Origin of the sequence: Kitasatospora sp. MAA4 (assembly GCF_029893355.1) — a bacterium.
In the GTDB taxonomy this organism is placed as follows: Bacteria; Actinomycetota; Actinomycetes; order Streptomycetales; family Streptomycetaceae; genus Kitasatospora.
Map to the genome: position 1 here is coordinate 66689 of NZ_JARZAI010000009.1, position 17149 is coordinate 83837.

General features: G+C 73.9%; 13 protein-coding genes. 8 read left to right on the forward strand and 5 right to left on the reverse strand.

Annotated features, from left to right (window positions below):
* Positions 1-170 precede the first annotated feature (170 nt).
* Positions 171-1757, forward strand: a complete 1587-nt coding sequence (locus P3T37_RS14310) for a Na+/H+ antiporter (protein WP_280723982.1) — start codon at positions 171-173, stop codon at positions 1755-1757.
* Between the two features lie 8 nt (positions 1758-1765).
* Here the strand turns inward: P3T37_RS14310 and P3T37_RS14315 are convergent, their stop codons facing one another.
* Positions 1766-2806 carry a glycosyltransferase family 2 protein gene (locus tag P3T37_RS14315; protein ID WP_280723983.1) on the reverse strand — a complete coding sequence of 347 codons (1041 nt, stop codon included), beginning with the start codon at positions 2804-2806 and terminating at the stop codon, positions 1766-1768.
* A 629-nt stretch (positions 2807-3435) separates the two neighbouring features.
* Here P3T37_RS14315 and P3T37_RS14320 point away from each other — a divergent pair.
* The 4 genes from P3T37_RS14320 to P3T37_RS14335 all read left to right on the forward strand — a co-directional run bounded on the left by P3T37_RS14320 (position 3436) and on the right by P3T37_RS14335 (position 5636).
* Positions 3436-4320, forward strand: coding sequence for a hypothetical protein (locus P3T37_RS14320; RefSeq protein ID WP_280723984.1), 885 nt, complete (start codon positions 3436-3438; stop codon positions 4318-4320).
* Positions 4321-4569: 249 nt separating this feature from the next.
* Positions 4570-4836 (forward strand): hypothetical protein, encoded by a 267-nt coding sequence (locus tag P3T37_RS14325; RefSeq protein WP_035796144.1) that lies wholly within the window; start codon positions 4570-4572, stop codon positions 4834-4836.
* Positions 4837-4957: 121 nt separating this feature from the next.
* Complete coding sequence (locus tag P3T37_RS14330) at positions 4958-5380, forward strand: YjbQ family protein (protein ID WP_280723985.1); 423 nt, start codon at positions 4958-4960, stop codon at positions 5378-5380.
* A gap of 43 nt (positions 5381-5423) precedes the next feature.
* Positions 5424-5636, forward strand: coding sequence for a hypothetical protein (locus P3T37_RS14335; RefSeq protein WP_280723986.1), 213 nt, complete (start codon positions 5424-5426; stop codon positions 5634-5636).
* Positions 5637-5690: 54 nt separating this feature from the next.
* Here P3T37_RS14335 and P3T37_RS14340 read toward each other — a convergent pair whose 3' ends face one another.
* The 3 genes from P3T37_RS14340 to P3T37_RS14350 all read right to left on the reverse strand — a co-directional run bounded on the left by P3T37_RS14340 (position 5691) and on the right by P3T37_RS14350 (position 12148).
* The gene (locus tag P3T37_RS14340; RefSeq protein ID WP_280723987.1) at positions 5691-7811 is read right to left on the reverse strand and encodes an alpha-galactosidase; all 2121 of its coding nucleotides are present in this window, start codon (positions 7809-7811) and stop codon (positions 5691-5693) included.
* 141 nt (positions 7812-7952) lie between these two features.
* The gene (locus P3T37_RS14345; protein ID WP_280723988.1) at positions 7953-10982 is read right to left on the reverse strand and encodes an SMC family ATPase; all 3030 of its coding nucleotides are present in this window, start codon (positions 10980-10982) and stop codon (positions 7953-7955) included.
* Positions 10979-12148 (reverse strand): exonuclease SbcCD subunit D, encoded by a 1170-nt coding sequence (locus P3T37_RS14350; RefSeq protein ID WP_280723989.1) that lies wholly within the window; start codon positions 12146-12148, stop codon positions 10979-10981. The genes P3T37_RS14345 and P3T37_RS14350 overlap by 4 nt, the downstream gene beginning before the upstream one ends.
* A 238-nt stretch (positions 12149-12386) precedes the next feature.
* On the opposite strand from P3T37_RS14350, the gene P3T37_RS14355 reads away from it, so the two are divergent.
* The 3 genes from P3T37_RS14355 (at position 12387) to P3T37_RS14365 (ending at position 15562) form a co-directional block, all read left to right on the forward strand.
* A complete protein-coding gene (locus P3T37_RS14355) occupies positions 12387-13550 on the forward strand; it encodes a hypothetical protein (RefSeq protein ID WP_280723990.1) in 1164 nt (387 codons plus the stop codon).
* 256 nt (positions 13551-13806) lie between these two features.
* A complete protein-coding gene (locus P3T37_RS14360) occupies positions 13807-14415 on the forward strand; it encodes a hypothetical protein (protein ID WP_280723991.1) in 609 nt (202 codons plus the stop codon).
* A 352-nt stretch (positions 14416-14767) separates the two neighbouring features.
* Positions 14768-15562: an SGNH/GDSL hydrolase family protein gene (locus tag P3T37_RS14365; protein ID WP_280723992.1), complete on the forward strand. Its 795-nt coding sequence runs from the start codon at positions 14768-14770 to the stop codon at positions 15560-15562.
* Between the two features lie 133 nt (positions 15563-15695).
* Here the strand turns inward: P3T37_RS14365 and P3T37_RS14370 are convergent, their stop codons facing one another.
* Positions 15696-17009, reverse strand: a complete 1314-nt coding sequence (locus P3T37_RS14370; RefSeq protein WP_280723993.1) for a chitinase — start codon at positions 17007-17009, stop codon at positions 15696-15698.
* Positions 17010-17149 lie beyond the last annotated feature (140 nt).

Consider the following 17149-nt stretch of genomic DNA (forward strand, 5'->3'; position numbering starts at 1 on the left):
GGGCATTTCCCGACCGCACAGTACGACATTCGTTGAGTCTTCGGCGGGTCGGCCCCACCTGGCCGGCACCTGGTGACCAGGCAAAAGCCCGAAGTGACGCGCCGACGGTTCATACAATAAGCGGGCCGAGCCGCCCGAGGGGCTCGATCCCGGGGGGAGGCGTTGTCAGCGTGAGCGGTGTCACAACGGTGCTGCTGCTGGTCGTCCTGGCCACCGCGGTGGCCACCGGCGCCCGGCACTGGAGCATTCCCGCGCCGTCCCTGCTGGTGGTCGCCGGGGTGCTGGCCGGGCTGCTGCCGTTCGTCCCGCGGATCACCGTGCCGCCGGAGGTGATCAGCGTGGCGGTGCTGCCGCCGCTGCTCTACGCCTCCGCGGAGGAGATCTCCTGGCGCGAGCTGAAGGCGGTCTGGCGCCCTGTCACGGTGCTGGCCCTGGGCCTGGTGCTGGCCTCGGCGTTCACCGTGGGCGCGCTCGCCGCGGCGCTCACCCCGCTCTCCCCGGCGATGGCCTTCGTGCTCGGCGCGGTGCTGGCCAGCACCGACCCGGTGGCCGTCACCGCGCTGGGCCGCAAACTGGCGCTGCCGCCGCGGGTGCAGACCCTGGTGCAGTCCGAGAGCCTCTTCAACGACGCCACCAGCCTGGTGCTGTTCAAGGTCGCGGTCAGCCTGGCCGTGACGGCGGGTTCGGTCTCGCTGGTCTCGGCGGCCGGGGAGTTCGTGCTGCTGGCGGGCGGCGGGGCGGTGGTCGGCCTGCTGGTGGCGGCGGTGGTCGGGTTCATCCGGGCGCGTACCGAGGACCCGGTGCTGGAGACCGTCACGGCGCTGGTCACCCCGTACGCGGCCTACGTGCTGGCCGAGGATCTGCACACCTCGGGCGTGACGGCCGTGGTGGTGGCCGGGGTGGCGCTCGGCGCGCGCGGGCACCGGCTGACCAACGCCCGGATCCGGCTCCAGGTGCACGCCGTCTACCGCACGGTGGTCTTCATGCTGGAGAGCGTGGTCTTCGCGCTGATCGGCCTCGAACTGCCCGGGTTGATCGACGACCTGTCCCGGGACGGCGGCGGCGACTGGCTCTGGCAGGCGCTGCTGATCGGCCTGGCGCTGATCGTGGTCCGGCTGCTCTGGATCTTCCCGACCGCCTGGATCGCGCACCGCCAGCGCACCCCCAAGGGCCGCACCCGGCTCAACTGGCGGGTGCCGGCCGTGCTGACCTGGGCCGGCACCCGGGGGGTGATGCCACTGGCAGCCGCGTTGACGATCCCGCTGCTGACGAGGGCCGGGACGCCGCTGCACGACCGCGAACTGGCGCTGGTGCTCACCACGGCCGTCGTCGCGTTCACCCTGGTCGTCCAGGGCTTCACGCTCGCACCCGTGGTGCGCGCCTCGGGCATCGCGCTGGAGCCGGAGGCCACCGCCCGGGAGGAGGCGCAGGCGGCCAAGGCGGTGCTGCGGGCGGCGTCGGAGCGGCTGGACGAGATGATCGACGCCGAGGGCGTGTCCGACGTGGTGGCCGAGCGGATGCGCCGCGACCTCGCGGCCCGGCTGGACCACGCCCGGATGCGGCTCTGCGGCGAAGAGCCGTCCGAGGACGAGGACGAGGTCACCCTGACCGCCTACCGCCGCCTGCGCCGCGACCTGATAGCGGTCGAGACCGCCGAGCTGCGCCGGCTCTACGAGGACCACCGGATCAGCGACGCGACCCGGGGCGCCCTGCAGCACACCCTGGACCTGGAGGAGGCCGGGCTCGGCGAGCCGTGACAGAGGCGCTACGCGCTGCGGCGCAGGGTGCGGGTGAGGGAGGTCTTCAGGGTGCGCGGCAGCCGGCCGGTGCGGCGCAGCTCGTCGTAGGCGAAGCGGGCGTCGCGGGCGGCCAGCCGGTAGCGGAGGCCGGTGACGCCGCCGGGGAAGCGGTAGCCGTCCGGGCGGTGCCGGGCGAAGTGCGCGGCGATCCGGTGGAAGAAGTCCCTGCGCAGCTCGGCGGGGACCAGGCCGGGGGAGTCGTAGACGGTCAGCGCCTGCTTGACGGTGCGCTCGAAGACCAGCGGGCGCAGCTCGCTGGGCCGCCGGTCCAGGAAGGCGAAGATCGCGTCGTACTGGGCGAAGGCGTCGGCGTGCTTGGCGGAGGAGGTCGCGGTGATCGCGCCCGGGCGGCCGCGGCGGTAGTTGTAGCAGGCGCGGTCGAGGTAGCGCAGGCGCGCGGCGGCGAGCAGTGCCGGATAGGTGAGTGAGATGTCCTCGTAGTAGCCGCGTCCGAAGGAGACGTCCAGGCTGTCCAGGTAGTCCTTGCGGAAGATCTTGTTCCAGACCGACATCACGCTCTGCAGCAGCGCCGGGTGCTCGGCGAGGGTGCAGCCGGCCTCCAGCGGCGAGCCGGCCAGCACGCGGCGCCAGGGGTTGGGCTCGGTGCTCCCGTCCGGGTAGACGTGGGTGAAGCCGGTGAGCAGGACGTCGACGGGCTGCTCGGTGGCGCGCTCGGCGCGCAGCTCGGCGAGGACGGCGTCGAGCGCGCCGTCGGGGAGCCAGTCGTCGCTGTCGACGAACCAGACGTACTCGCCGTGCACGTCGGGCAGGGCGGCCGTCCGTGCGCCGCCCAGGCCCTGGTTCTCGGTCAGGTGCAGGACGCGCAGGCGCGGGTCGCGGGCCGCGTACTCGTCCAGGATCCGGCCGCAGTCGTCGGGGGTGCGGTCGTCGACCGCGATCACCTCGAACTCCTGGCTCGGCTGGTCGCCCAGGACGGAGTCCAGGCAGCGGGGCAAGAACTTCTCCACGCCGTGGACGGGCAACACGATGCTGAGGAGGGGGCGCACGCTGTTCCTGTCTCCACGGTGGGGCCGGGTGGCGGTGGAGGGCCCACTCTAGTGCCGCGTCAGGCAACCTTTGCCCGGCGAGGAGCGGCGTCCGGTGCGTGCTCTCGGCGTGCCGGGCGGAAGTCCTCGTACTGGACGTACTTGGGCTTTCGTCCGGTGCGGCGAGAGTGCGTGCCGGGCGTCGCGACGGGGCGAAGGTTGCCTGACGCGGCACTAGCGACCGCCGGTGCCACCGCCCGTGCGGCGGGGGCACCGGCAGCCTGTTGGCGGCCCGGCCGACCCTCGGCGGCCGACCGCCGGTCCGTCCACCTTGGTCGAGCCGGGTCACCGCAGCATTGAGGTGGCCGGACAGTGGCTCAGGGGTGGCGGAAGGAGAAACAGGAGACACCATCATGCGTTCATCAGTCGAACGACTGTAAGGACCGCAGAGCCGTGATTCCTGCTAAGTCAGATACTGCTTGGACGTAACAGCCACGTCAATCCCCTGTGTGCGTTCGGTTTCCGAATATTTCTCTTCAGCCGGTCGAGAGTCGGTCGAGAGTTCGGTCGAGGTCATTGCCGGGGGTCCGCGCAGCTCCTATATTGACGCGCAGTCTCATAGTGGCCGCCCACCACCGTACGGAGCGCCGATGCCCTCCACCCCACCGGAACGCCCGGTCAGCCGGGTCCTCAAGGCCGCCGTGCTGGTCCCGCTGGCGCTGGCGGCCGGCTACGTCTTCCTCTCCCTGACCCTGCTCAGCTCGCACACCGACGGGTTCTTCGCCTGGCGGATGTCCCCGGTCACCGCCACCCTGCTGGGCGGCGCTTACGGCGGCAGCTGCGCGATGCTCGCGGTGGCGGCCCGCGAGGACCGCTGGGTGAAGGTGCGGGTGGCGGTCCTCGCCAGCTCGCTGTTCATGCTGCTGATGCTGGGCGCGCTGCTGCTCGGACGCGGCGAGACGCACCTGCGCGGCGGCGCCCTGCCGGCCTTCCTGACCGCCTGGATCTGGCTGGGCGTCCACCTGCTGGCCCCCGTCGTCGGGCTGCTGGCGCTGGGCGCCCAGGCGCGGGTCCGCGGCGCGCTGCCGCCGCGCCCGCCGAGGCTGCCCTGGTGGGTCTCCGCGCCGATGGTCGCCGACGGGACAGTGCTCGCCGTGGCCGGGACGGTGCTCTATGCCGACCCGGGCCCGGCGGCCCGCCACTGGCCGTGGCGGGCCGGACAGCTCGACGTGCGGGTGATCGGGGCCTGGTGCCTGGTCTTCGGGGTCGCCCTGCTGCTCAGCCGGCAGGAGGCCGAGCTGCGCCGGGTGCGCGGCGGCATGGCGGCTCTGGTCTGCACCGGCGGGTTCGGGCTGCTCGGGCTGGTGCGCTACGCGGACCGGGTGCACTGGGCCTCGCCGGGGGCCTGGCTGGTGGTGCTGGTGCTCTGCTCGCTGCTGGGGCTCGGACTGTCCGGCGTCGGCGTCTCGGCGCTTCTCGATCCGCCGGAGATCACCTCGGCGCCTCCGTCCGCCCCCGTGGTGCGCCCGGCCTGAATCCCTGTCAGCTGTGCGCCGGTCGGGGTCCGATGCCTGGTCAGAGGCCGGGGCAGGGACGGGAGTCGGCCGCTGTCCCGGTTTCGGCTCCATCGATGCGCAGTCGTGACCGACGCCATGCGTCCCTGGTGACACGTGAGTTGTCATCACACGATACGGTGGCAGAACACCAGGACGGTTGCGCGAAGGCCGTCCCTCACGGATAGTCTTCGCCTCACGGCCCTGGCGCCTCGTAGGGGTGGGAATCTCATGGAACACATGCAAGTGCGGAACAGGCCCCGCGTGCCGGCGATCCAGTGCGGCGTCGGTGCGACCGGTCGGCGGATCGACCGGCACCTGGCCGTGCTCGGCGCGCCCGCGCTCTCGGTGGTCGACACCGCCGAGGCGCTCGGCCTGATAAGGGAGCTGACGCCGCGTGGCGTGAGCACTCCGGCGGCTCCGCGTCGTACGGCGCGGGTGCTGCTGCTGGCCCCGCTGCGGCGGTTGAAGCGCAGTCTCTTCGGCAGTCGCGGATAGCGTCGGCCGCGGACCCGGTGGGCAGGAAACCGCCCACCGGGACTTTTGCGTTCCCGGACGCGCCGCAGATGTGCGCGGATTCTTCACCGCCGCTTCGCCGCGATGGGTCAGGATGGGTTCCATGGCCGAGACCTTCCACTCACAGACGTTCGAGATCATCACCGGCGACCAGGAGGTCGCCCTGGACATCACCGACCGCTGCACGGCCTTCCTGGACGACATAGCGTCCGGCCGGGACGGCCTGCTCAATGTCTTCGTGCCGCACGCCACCGCCGGCGTGGCGATCCTGGAGACCGGTGCGGGCAGCGACGACGACCTGCTCGCGGTGCTGCGCGAACTGCTCCCCGCCGACGACCGCTGGCGCCACCGGCACGGCAGCCCCGGCCACGGCCGTGACCACGTGCTGCCCGGCCTGGTCGCCCCGCACGCGACGCTGCCGGTGATCGGCGGGCGGCCGGCGCTCGGCGTCTGGCAGTCGGTGGTGCTGATCGACACGAACCGGGACAACCCGCTCCGGACCGTGCGGCTGTCGTTCCTGGGCTGAGACGGGCTTGCTCCCGCCTGCCGGGAGCCGGTAGGAAGGCGGCATGACGGACGAGACGAGGACGTACTGCGCCGTGCCCGCGTCGGACGGGCCGGACGCGCTGGCAGCGCTCACTCCCGCTCCGGACCAGGCCGGCCCGCGCGCCGACTGCGTGCTGTGCGGCGAGCCGACCGAGTTCCCGGCCGACCGCGCGGGCAGCACGCTCTGCCCGGTCTGCGCCTGGCAGCAGGCCCAGCGCATCGCCTGCGCGGGCTGACACGGTACTGCCCGTCCGGGGGCCGGGCCGGCGCCCGGCCCCCGGACGGAGTCGTCAGCTGACGGCGAGCCAGCCCTGGGTGCCGCTGGTGCTGCTCGGGTTCACCACGACGGTGGAGCCCGCCGAGCCGGTGGCCGAGTCCAGCACGTAGCCGGTCGCCCGGTTGGTGAGGGTCAGCGCGCCGCTGCCGGTGTTCTGGGTGACCACCCACTTCTGGTAGGCGCTGCTCGGGTCGAAGGCGTTCTGCACGGTGACCGCCTGGCCGGCGCTGCCGGGCGCGGTGAGCGTGCCGGTGGTCTGGGTGCCGGTGGCGCAGCGGTCGGAGATCCGGGCGGTGCCGTCACCGTTGGCGGTGAAGGTCCACTGCTCGGAGGTGTGGGTCGGGTCCCAGGTGTTGATGTCGGCGATGCCGCCCGCGGGGGCGCTGCAGGTGCCGGCCACCTCCAGGACGTTGCCGGCCGGGCCGCCGTTGGACAGGCTGTGGTACTTGCCGTCGCCGACGACGGCCGGGGCGGTGTTCACGGTGGAGCCGCTGATCCGGTACATCGCCACGCCGTGCGGCGCGACGGTGGCGCTGATGCTGCCGCCTCCGCCGAACGTGCCGGTGGCCTTGGACCAGAGGTCCTGGTAGGCGTAGCCGCCGCCGTTCAGGCCGAGCGCGGTGAGGCTGGTGCTGATGGTCTGGCTGTTGTTCGGGTCCTGGTTGATCAGCAGCACCGCGGTGTCACCGTTGGAGAGTTGGCGCTTGAGGACCACGGGTGCGGTGCTGCTCGCGGGGGCGGCGCCCACCAGGGTGGCGGGCTTGGCCAGCGCGTCCTGGTCGACGGCGATCACGCCGGTGTTCTTGTAGATCGCCAGCGAGTTGGCGCTGAGGCCGGTCGACCAGGTGGTGCCGTTGGAGGTGTGCTGGGAGGCGGCGGCGGTGCGCAGGTCGGCGCCGGAGATCAACGGCGAGGCCATCATCGCGAGGATCGACAGCTCGGTGGCCGACTCGGTGTCGGTGAACGGCTTGTGGCAGGTGCAGGTGTCGGTGACGCCGTACTCCCCGTAGGGGTCGTTCCAGCCGGCGAACATCATGTCCATGTCGTTCCAGCTGCCGGGCTTGATGTTCGACGCGTACTGCAGGGAGGTGCTCAGCGCTCCGCCGTACAGCACTCCGCTGAGGTCGCTCTGCCGGTCGCCGCCGATCCGGCAGAGGTTGGCGACCTGGCCGCACCAGACGCCGGTGGGGGCGTAGCCGGGCGCGTCGTACTGCGGGGTGCCGGCGGCCAGGATCAGCGAGTCCGAGCGGGCCGGGTCGTTGGCCGCCTCCAGGTACGGGATTCCGCTGTGCACGGGCTGCGCCGAGACGCTCATCACCACCTTGGGGCGGCCCTGCGCGGCGGAGGCGGTGTCCAGGGCCTTCTGGAAGGTCTGCACCCGGGCGTACATGGACTCGGTGAGTTCCTTGCCCTCGCCCTGGGTCCCGTAGTTGTGGCCGTTCGAGTCGGAGATGGGCGGGCCGTACGGGCAGTCGTCGTACTTGACGTAGTCGACGCCCCAGGACACGAAGTCGGTGGCGTCGGTGCTCTCGTGGCCCAGGCTGCCGGGGTGGCCCTGGCAGGTGGTGTAGGTGTCGGTGCCGTACAGGCCGAACTTCATGCCCTTGCTGTGCGCGTACCAGGCCAGGTACTGGATGCCGTTCACGGTCTGCCCGTTGACGACCTGGCTCGGGAAGCGGTCCGCGCTGGGGATCAGGTGGCCGGTGGTGGGGTCGTTGCCGGTGCCGTCGGTCCCGCTGACGGGGTTGCCGTTGGCGTCGTAGAGCTGCATCGAGCCGTAGGAGGTCTTCACCAGGTCGGTGGTCTGGCCGCTGCGGTGCGAGAGCGACCAGCCGTCGTCGATCGTCACGGTGTTGTAGCCCGCTGCCACCAGGCCGTTGGCCGACATGTAGTCGATGGTGTCGGAGACCTGCTGCTCGGTGACGCCCGTCCCCAGGCTGTTCCAGGAGTTCCAACCCATCGGCGGCGTGAGGGCGACGCCGTTGCCCAGCTGCGGCGTCGCGGTGGCGGCGGCGGCCACCGCGCTCGGGACCGCGCCGCTCAGCGTGGCGAGCGCCAGCATCGCCGACGACAGCGAGACCGCGCCGATGCGTCGCAGTCGCTGGTGCGAAGCGGCTGATCTGGATTCGAACATTCCAAACACCTTCCGTCGGGCGGGTGCGGGCATGGCGGAAAATGTTCGGCCAGCAAGCCCCATGTCGAGAAGTATTTGGTTTTGTTGGAATCTGTCAACAGGTGTGGCAGGAACTGACAGAATTGAACTCCCCGATCGCTCTCAGCCCGCCTCCGGCCCGGTGAGCTGGAGGGTCGAGCCGTGCCGCCCCTTGCGCACCAGCAGCTGGGCCGGGATCCGCTGGCGCAGATCCGCGACGTGGCTGACGATGCCGACGGCGCGATCGCGCTCGCGCAGCCCGTCCAGCACGTCCATCACCTCCTCCAGGGCCTGTTCGTCCAGGGTGCCGAAGCCCTCGTCGATGAAGAGGGTGTCCAGCGGCATGCCGCCGGCCTCGTCGGTGACCACGTCGGCCAGGCCGAGCGCCAGAGCCAGCGAGGCGAAGAAGCTCTCGCCGCCGGAGAGCGTGGCGGTGTCCCGCTCGGTGCCCGTCCAGGCGTCCACCACCAGCAGGGACAGGCCCGAGCGGCGGCCGCCGGCGGCCCGCTGGTCGCTGTGCGCCAGGGTGTAGCGGCCGCCCGACATCCGCACCAGCCGGGCGCTGGCCGCCGCCGCCACCTGCTCCAGCCGGGCCGCCAGCACGTACGACTCCAGGCCCATCTTGAGGCGGTTGTCGCCGCCGGTGCCGCCGGCCAGCTGGGCGAGCCGGCTGATCCGGCCGAACTCGGCCAGCAGCGGGGCCAGCTCCCGGGCCAGGCCGGTCAGCCGCTCACCCAGTCGGCCCAGCTCGGCCCGCCGTTCGCGCGCCGTGTGCTCGGCGGACGAGGCCGCCCGCAACCCGTCGACGGCCGCGCGCACGGCCTCCCGGGCGGCCGTCGGATCGGCCGGCGGCTGGGCCGAGGCCGCGACCAGCTCGGCGTCCGCCAGCAGATCGGTGACCGCCGACCGCTCGGCGGCCCGCCGATCGAGCCGGTCGCGCAGCTGCGCCTGCCGCTCGGCCGGCAGCCGGACGGCCTCGGCCTCCTGCGGTGTGCCGAAGCCCGCCGCGTGCGCGGCCCGGAGCAGCTCCGCCTCCGCCTCCGCGAGCCGGGCCGCGGCCTCCTCGGCGGCCCGGACGGCGCCCGCCGCGGCGCCGAGCCGGGCGGCCCACTCGCCGAGCCGGGCCGCCCGCTCGGCCACCGACGGGGCGTCGCCGCGGGCCTCGGCGACCCGCTGGGCCAGCTCGTGGTGCTCGGCGGCCAGCGTCTCCAGCCGCGCGGTGCGGGCCGCCATGTGCTCGCGGCCCTCGTGCAGCTGGGTGCTGTAGTGCTGGTGGCCGCGCTCCAGCCGCTCCCGGCGCTGGAGCAGGACGGTCAGCTGCTCGGCCGCGTGCAGGGCGGAGCGGTGCTCGCGGGTCAACCGGTCGAGCTGCTCGGCCAGCGCGGCGGCCGGCTCCTCGCCGGCGGTGCCGGCCGCGGTGGCCGCGCCCAGCTGGAGCTGCGTCAGCGCGTCCCGGGCGGTGGCCAGGGCGAGCTCGGCGGACTGCTGGACGGCGGCGGCGGCCTCCTCGTCCTGCGGGCGGACCGGCTCACCGGACGGCGCTGCCGGGGCCGGATGCGCGGCGGATCCGCAGACCCGGCAGGCCTCCCCGTCGCGCAGCCGGCCCGCCAGCTCGGCGGCCATCCCGTCCAGGCGGCGGCGGCGCAGGTCGAGGGTGTGCTCGCGGGCGTCCAGCGCCGTCCGCTGAAGGTCGAGCAGCCCGGCCTCGGCCTCGGCGGCCCGGGCGCGCAGCTCGTCGCGGCGGCGGGCGGCGTCCAGGCGCTGCGCGGTCTCGCTGCGGCGGGCCTCCAACTGCTCGGTGCGGGCGGCGGCCTCGCGGGCCTCGGCCTCCTGCTCGCGCAGGGCGTCCGACTCGGCCTGATGGCCTGCCAGCCAGCGCTCGGCCTCCTCGGCCAGCTCCTCGGCCTGGCGGCGGTCGGCCGCCTCGGTGGACTGCTCGGCGAGGAGTTCGGCGCAGCGGCGCTCGTCCGCGGCGGCCGACTTCAGCCGCCCGATCGCCTCACGTGCGTCCGCCTCGGCGGCGGTCAGCTCGGCGACACCAGCCGCTGACGCGGGGTCCGCGCCCAGCCGGCGGCGCTGCTCGTCCTGCGCCGCGGCGGCTCGGCGCAGGCCGTCGGCCGCGTTCGCCCGCAGGCGCAGCGCGGACTCCACACCGACCGCGGCCTGGGCCAGCGTCAGCCGCTGCCGCTCGGCGGCCTCCTGCTCCTCCGTGGCGGCCAGCGCGCCCGCCCGCTCCAGCGCCTCGCGGTGCCGGCGCTGGCGGCCCGCCAGCTCCTCGGCCGCCGACAGCTCCTGCTGCGCGGCGCGCTGGCGCAGCTCGGCGCCGGTCAGCGCGGACTCGGCGACCGCCAGCTGCTCGGCCGCGCCGCTGCGCAGCACGGCGGCCCAGCCGAGCGCGGCGCCGGCCAGGTCGTCCGCCGCCGCGGGCTCGCCCTCGGCCGGGACCCAGTCGGCGGCCGGTTCGGCGCCCGGTCCGGCCGCCTGCTCGCTGCGGCTGACCAGCTCGCGCAGCCGCCGCCGACCGTCCTGCACGGCGGCCTCCTGCTGCCGGCGCCGCTCGGCCAGCCAGCCCTCGACCCGGCCGAACCGCGCGGTGTCGAACAGCTTGCCGAGCAGCTCGGCGCGGTGCGTGGCGTCCGCCTTCAGGAACCGCGCGAAGTCGCCCTGCGGCAACAGCACGACCTGGCAGAACTGCTCGCGGCTCATCCCGATCAGGCGCAGGATCTCCTCGCCGGTCTCCTGGTGCGACCGGCTGCCCGCCCGCCAGCCCGGCACCCCCTCGCCGGCGTCGGCGGCCCACTCGCGCAGCAGGGTCTGGGCCTTCTCCGGGGTCCAGCCGGTGCCGCGCTTCTTGGGGCGCAGCTGCTCGGGGATCCGGGCGATCTCCAGCCGCCGCCCGCCGAGCGTCAGCTCCAGGCGGACCTCGGTCAGCCGGTCCGGGGCGGCGTGGTCGCTGCGCATCCTGTTCGCCTTGCGGCTGCCGGGCAGCTCGCCGTAGAGGGCGTAGCAGACCGCGTCGAGCACGCTGCTCTTGCCCGCGCCGGTCGCCCCGCGCAGCAGGAAGAGGCCGCCGGTGGAGAGTGCGTCGAAGTCGACCTGCTCGCGGCCGGCGAACGGGCCGAAGGCGGTGACGGTCAGCCGGTGCAGTCTCATCGGGGCAGCTCCCGGGTACGGTCGTCGGACTCGCGGACGTGTTCGAAGCCCTCGCGCAGCCAGTCGCGCTCGGTGGCGTCCAGCTCGATGCCGGGCCGGACATGCCGTACGAAGCTCTCGGCGACCTCCAGATCGCCGCGGCCGCGCACCCGGGCCGCGTAGGAGGGCAGCCCGTCGCCGCTCTCCTCGGCCGGCTCGAAGAGCAGCTGGAGGGTGTGCGGGAAGCGCCGGCGCAGCCGTTCCATCGGATCGGCGGGGCGGCCCGGGTCGGTCAGCGTGGCCTGCACCCAGGACTGCTCGTGCACCTCGTGCGCCGGGTCCTCCAGCAGCTCCGCCAGGCGTCCGCGCAGCCGGACCAGCGGGCGCGGGACCGGGCAGTCGATCCGCTCGGCTGCCACCGAGCCGTCGGCGGCCAGGTCCACCAGCCACATGGTCTTGCGCTGGTGCTCCTCGGAGAAGGAGTAGGCCAGCGGGGAGCCGCTGTAGCGCAGGTGCGGCGCGAGGGTCTGGGCGCCGTGCAGGTGGCCGAGGGCCGCGTAGTGCACGCCGTCGAAGACCGCGGCCGGGACGCTCGCCACGCCGCCCACCGCGATGTCGCGCTCGCTGTCGCTGGCCGCGCCGCCGGTGACGAAGGCATGGGCCAGGACGACCGCCCGGGTGCCTGCGGGGCGCGTCGCCAGATCGGCCCTGACCTGCTCCATCGCGGCGCCGAGCACCGCCGCGTGGCCGCCGCGCTCCAGGCCGAACCGCTCGCGGACCAGCAGCGGCTCCAGGTACGGCAGGCCGTAGACGGCGACCGGGCCGTGCGCGTCGGCCAGCAGCACCGGGGTCGCGCAGCCCTGCGGGTCGGTGCGCAGGTGGATGCCGGCGCGGCCGATCAATCCGGCGCCGACGCCCAGGCGGCGGGCCGAGTCGTGGTTGCCGCTGATGAAGACGGCCGGCACGTCGAGGTCGGCCAGCCGGTGCAGCACCTCGTCGAAGAGCCCGACGGCCTCCAGGCCGGGCAGCGCGCGGTCGTAGACGTCCCCGGCGACGAGCACGGCGTCGACACCGTGCTCGCGCACCACCGCCACCAGGTGGTCGAGGAAGGCGCGCTGGGCGTCGAGCAGGCTCTCCCGGTGGAAGGAGCGGCCCAGGTGCCAGTCCGAGGTGTGCAGCAGTCGCATGGGGTGCTCCGGGAGGGCGGCTGGGGCGGGAGGGTCCGAAGGGGGCGGGGTCGAGGGGTGGGACGGGCTACTGCGGCGACCCTAGCAACGTGCACTGACAGTCCGGGGCGGTCCGAGAATGCTCACGCTCGGTGACAGAGGGTGGATTGTCAGTCGCTCTGTGTATGGTCGGCGGCGTCGGCCCAGCGGGTCACCGGGGGCCGGCGGTGGTCCGTCCGTGCGATCCAGGGAGGCTGTCATGTCCGAGAACCCGCAGCAGCACCGTCGTCCCGCCGGGCGTCCGGCGGACCGGCGGCCGACCGACCGGCGCCCGGCCGGGTTCCGCGGCCGGGCCGGTGCGCCGCCGGTGCCGCTGGTGCAGCCGGTGGCGCTCGCCGTGGCGGCCGACCCCGTCGACTTCCGCCGCCTCAGCCGTGACGGGATCCTCGGCGGGATCGACTACCCGCAGTACCTGGAGCGGACGCAGGGCCAGCTGCGGGCCGCGCTCGGCCAGGGGATCGAGGTCCACCTGCGGGTGCTGGAGCCGTTCGACTTCGCGGACTTCTGCGCGGCGTACGGCCTCGCCCCGCAGGACCCGGCGGCCCGGGTCGCGTACGCGGCGGATCCCGAGCTGGCCGGCGAGCCGTTCGTCTACGACGGCGCGGCGCTCGCCGAGCTGCTGCCCGCGCTGGTGGCGGACCACCTGGCCAGGGTGCGGATCTCGCTGGCGTACCAGGAGCTGCTGGACGCGGCGGGGCCGCCGGGCGGGTCGGCCGGGCCGGCGGCGCGGTCCGCCGCCGGGTTGCGGGTGGCGGCGGAGCTGCTGGAGTACGTCGGCGCGGTGTACCTGGCGCTGCTGGCCGGGCTGGGGGAGGGCTGCCACCGGCTGGTGCTGCGGTTCGACGGGCCGGGCGGCGGGGGCGCTGCCGCCGGGGGCGCGGCTGAGCCGGTGGTGACGGCGGAGCTCTGCGCCGAGCACGGGCGGCGCTACCTGCCGGCGCGCGAGGCGGAGGCCTTCTGCGTCACGCTGGCGGCCGGCTTCGCGGCCGGGCGGGTGGGCGGGCTGCTGGTGTACAGCGCCCGTCCGGGCGCGGGGGCCGCGCGGGTGGGCCGGTCCGGGCGGGGCGGCCGTTCCGGGCGTTCGGGGCAGCCCGGGCGTTCCGGCGGTCCTGGGAGTCGCGCGCGGGAGCGGCCGCAGGCGGTGCGCGGCTGGGCGCTCGCTGCCGGGCGGCTGCTCGCGCTGGACGCGGACGGCGTGCGGGCGGCGCTGGCCCGGCCGCCGTCCGCCGGGGTCGACGGGGTGGGCGAACCCAGTGGTGTCGGCGGCCTCGGCGGTCCGGTCCGGGTGCGGGCGGGCTTCGCCCTGCCGGATCCGCCCGACCGGGGTGGCATGCCGGGGGCGGGAGGTGGGCCGAGGGGCTGACGGGTCGGCGGGCGGGCGAGCGGCGCGGCCCGGGCGTGTGGGCCGCGCCGCGGGGTGGCCTTGCCCCGTGCGGCTGCGAGGACTGTTCATCGACCGCCTGTTCGGGGAAGATCAACAGGTCGGAGCCTGCGGTGGCGTGCACCCGCGCGCCGCCGCCCGACCACCGGCACCTGCGCCCGCCCCGACTCCCGCGCAGGCACCGGCGACCGCATCCAGGCCGACCCGGCCCGACCAGTCCGACACCGGAGGGGGACGCATGCAGCGGATCGAGTACAGCGCGGAGATCGCCGACCTGCTCGGCCGGGTCCGGCGCCGTCCGGCCGCCGGCTGGCCGTGGCGTCCCGAGGAGCCGGTGCCGCAGTGGCTGCCGGTCAAGCAGTCCTGGGGCTGGCTCTTCGCGCGCGACGGCCGGGTGCTGACCCTGGTCAACCCGAAGGACGGCATCGTCAGCCTGCCCGGCGGCTCGCTGGAGCCGGAGGACGGCGGCGACCCGGGAGCGGCGCTGGCCCGCGAGGCGGCGGAGGAGGCGCAGGCGGTGATCGGCCCCGCGCACTACCTGGGATACCTCTACGACCGGGTCGGCTCGGCGAACGGCGGCCACGAGTGCGCGCGGGTGCGGATGGCGGCACGCCTGTGCGCGGTGGGCCCGAGCGCGCCCGATCCGGCCTCCGGCCGCCACTACCGGCGGCTGCTGGTCGCGCCCGGTCTGGCCGTCGAACTGCTCGGCTGGGGTGAGCCCGGCCTGCGCCAGGCCCGGGCCGCGGTGGGCGCGGCGGTACGGCAGCTGGGCGTCCCCGCGGCGGCCAACGAGGCGATCGAGGAGCTGCCGATGGCCGGCTGCGAGGTCTTCCCGATATCCGGCTGACGGATTCTCACTGAGCGTGACGGGTAGGGCGGTTGCGCCGTGCCGCACGCCGGGCCGGCGGCCGATGCGCCGCTGTCCGCTTCCTCCCGCCCTGCCCCACTGCGTCCCGCATCGGCGCAGCGGCGCGCGATGTCCGTTCTGCGGCCACCGCGGCTGCGTTGCGCCGACAGGCCCGACGGCCAGGCGATATCAGCCGACATCGCACGACATGGTGCGACGCCGCGCTGACATTCGGGCCAACTCCACGTCTCCGTACGAGAATTCCCGTCAACAACTTTGGCATGGGCACTTCCCCCGACGCAGCGTCACTGGTACCACATAGTGACCCGTGTCACAGTCCCGTGGAGGTCCGATGCGTCCCGTCCGTGCTGTCTCCGTTGCCGCCATGGCGTTCCTGCTGGCGGTGGCAACCTTCTTCCTGGCCTCTCCCGCCAATGCCGCTACGGTCAGATACGTAGCGTTGGGAGATTCCTACTCGTCCGGCGTGGGGGCCGGCAACTACGACAGCTCCAGCGGCAGCTGCGAGCGCAGCCCCAACGCCTACGCCAGCCTGTGGGCGGCGGCGAACGGCCCCTCGTCCTTCACCTCCGTCGCCTGTTCCGGCGCCACCACCGGTGACGTGCTGAACAGCCAGCTGTCCGCGCTGAGTTCCTCCACCACGCTGATCAGCATCACCATCGGCGGCAACGACGCGGGCTTCTCCAACACCATGGAGACCTGCGTGCTCGACGGCACCAGCTCCTGCCTCAGCGCGGTGAGCACCGCGGAGGCGTACGCCACCAACACCCTGCCCGGCCTGCTCGACAACCTCTATGCCGCGATCCACGCCAAGTCGCCGAGCGCGCACGTCGTGGTGATGGGCTACCCGGAGCTCTACCAGATCAACGGCGACTGCTGGTTCGGCATCAGTGACACCTCGCGCAGCGCGATCAACGGCGCCGCCGACACGCTGGACTCGGTGATCTCCCAGCACGCCGCCAGCGCCGGCTTCACCTTCGCCGACGTCCGCGGCGACTTCTCGGGCCACGAGATCTGCAACAGCGACCCGTGGCTGCACAGCACCACCTTCCCGATCGACGAGAGCTACCACCCCACCGCCGACGGCCAGCAGTACGGCTACCTGCCGGCCTTCACCGCCGCGGCCTGATCCCCTCTTCGCTGTGCCTGTCGCGGTCTCACCGCCGCGACAGGAGGAGCGCAGTGAAGGCACAGCGCGTTGAACGCACCGCCGCCCCGAGCAGCGTCTGCTCGGGGCGGCGGGCGTTCTGGGGCGAGCGGGATCAGCAGGGGCCGTCGTCACCCCAGACGCCCCACTGGCCGCTCGCGGTCGGAATCTCGTTCAGCGTCCACCACTTGGCGTGGTAGTTGTGCCCGCTGTAGGAGACCTTGCTGCCCGTGGTGTACGTGGCCGTCGCGCTCCACGGCGCGGCCGTGCAGGTCCCGGGAGAGCTCGGCGGCGTCACCGGCGGCGTCACGGGCGGCGTGGCGGGCGGGGTGGTCGGCGGGGTGACGGGCGGCGTCGCCCCGGCGAACTTCACCGTGTACTTGGTGAAGTCCCAGTCGTTCTGCGCCACGCTGGAGCAGGCGCCCGACAGGCCCGGGTCGACCGCCCCGGCGCACTGCCGGTCGCGGTTGACGGACCAGAAGGTGTAGCGGGCCAGTCCGTGCGCGGTGGCGAAGTCCAGCACGGTCTGGAAGTCGGCCTGGGTGAAGTACTCGGCCGCGTCGGTGCGCCCGTTCATCATCGAGACGCCCTCGTGGGCGTAGGCGGTGGCCGCGTCCCAGCCGAAGGTGTTCTGCAGGATGGTGTTGAAGCTCACCAGCGCGGCGGTCTGCGCGGCGCCGCCGTTGAAGCCGCCGTCGAACGGCATGATTGAGAAGTTGTTGGGCGTGAAGCCCTGCGACTTGGCCTCGTTCAGCATCTGGGTGCCGAACCAGCCGGTCCCGGCGGTGGTCCCGGCGGTGGTGATCGAGATGTAGAGGCCGGGGTTGTTCTGCTGGAGGAGCTTGGCCGCGCCGATCTCGTTGTGGATCGCCGCGGTGTTCTCGTACTCCGGCTCCTCCAGGTCGAAGTCGATCGCGTGCAGGCCGTACTTGGTGACCACCTTCTGGTACGCGGCGGCGGTGGCCTCGGGCGTGCCGCAGCCCTGGCCGAGCTTGTTGCCGCCGTAGCCGCCGAAGGAGACCGAGACGTCGCCGCCCTTGCTGCGGATCGTCTGGATCACGGCCGGCATCACGGTGTCGGTGTCGATGGACGAGGTGCCGCCCCAGGCCGGCGTGCAGCCGCCGGAGTCCAGCACGAAGGCGAGTTGGAAGGCCTTCTGGCCGGTGGCGTCCATCACCGCGGCGGCGTCCGGCGGGGTGTTGTCCTCGGGCATCAGGTACGGCGCCGAGGCGTACCAGTTGCTGCTGAGCGCGCCACCGGCGCTGGTGGTGGTCGAGGCGAGGGCGGAGCCGCCGGTCGCGACGGCGGCCACGCCGCCGGCCAGCAGGCTGAAGGCGGCGACGGCCACCGCGGTGGCGGTGCGCCGGCTGCGTCTGGCGGCGGGCACGGCGGGAGCGGCGGGCTGGGGGAGTGGCGTGGCGCGATCCATCGGAGGTCTCCAGAGGGCGTCAGTGGGGGAGCCGTCCCGCGCGATGTGGGGGCGCGCCGGGCGGCTGGCGCACGAGCTTCCCTAAAAATGGACTAGACCAACTCTGAGGTCAAGAGTTCGAACGCACGCTTACCTCGCTC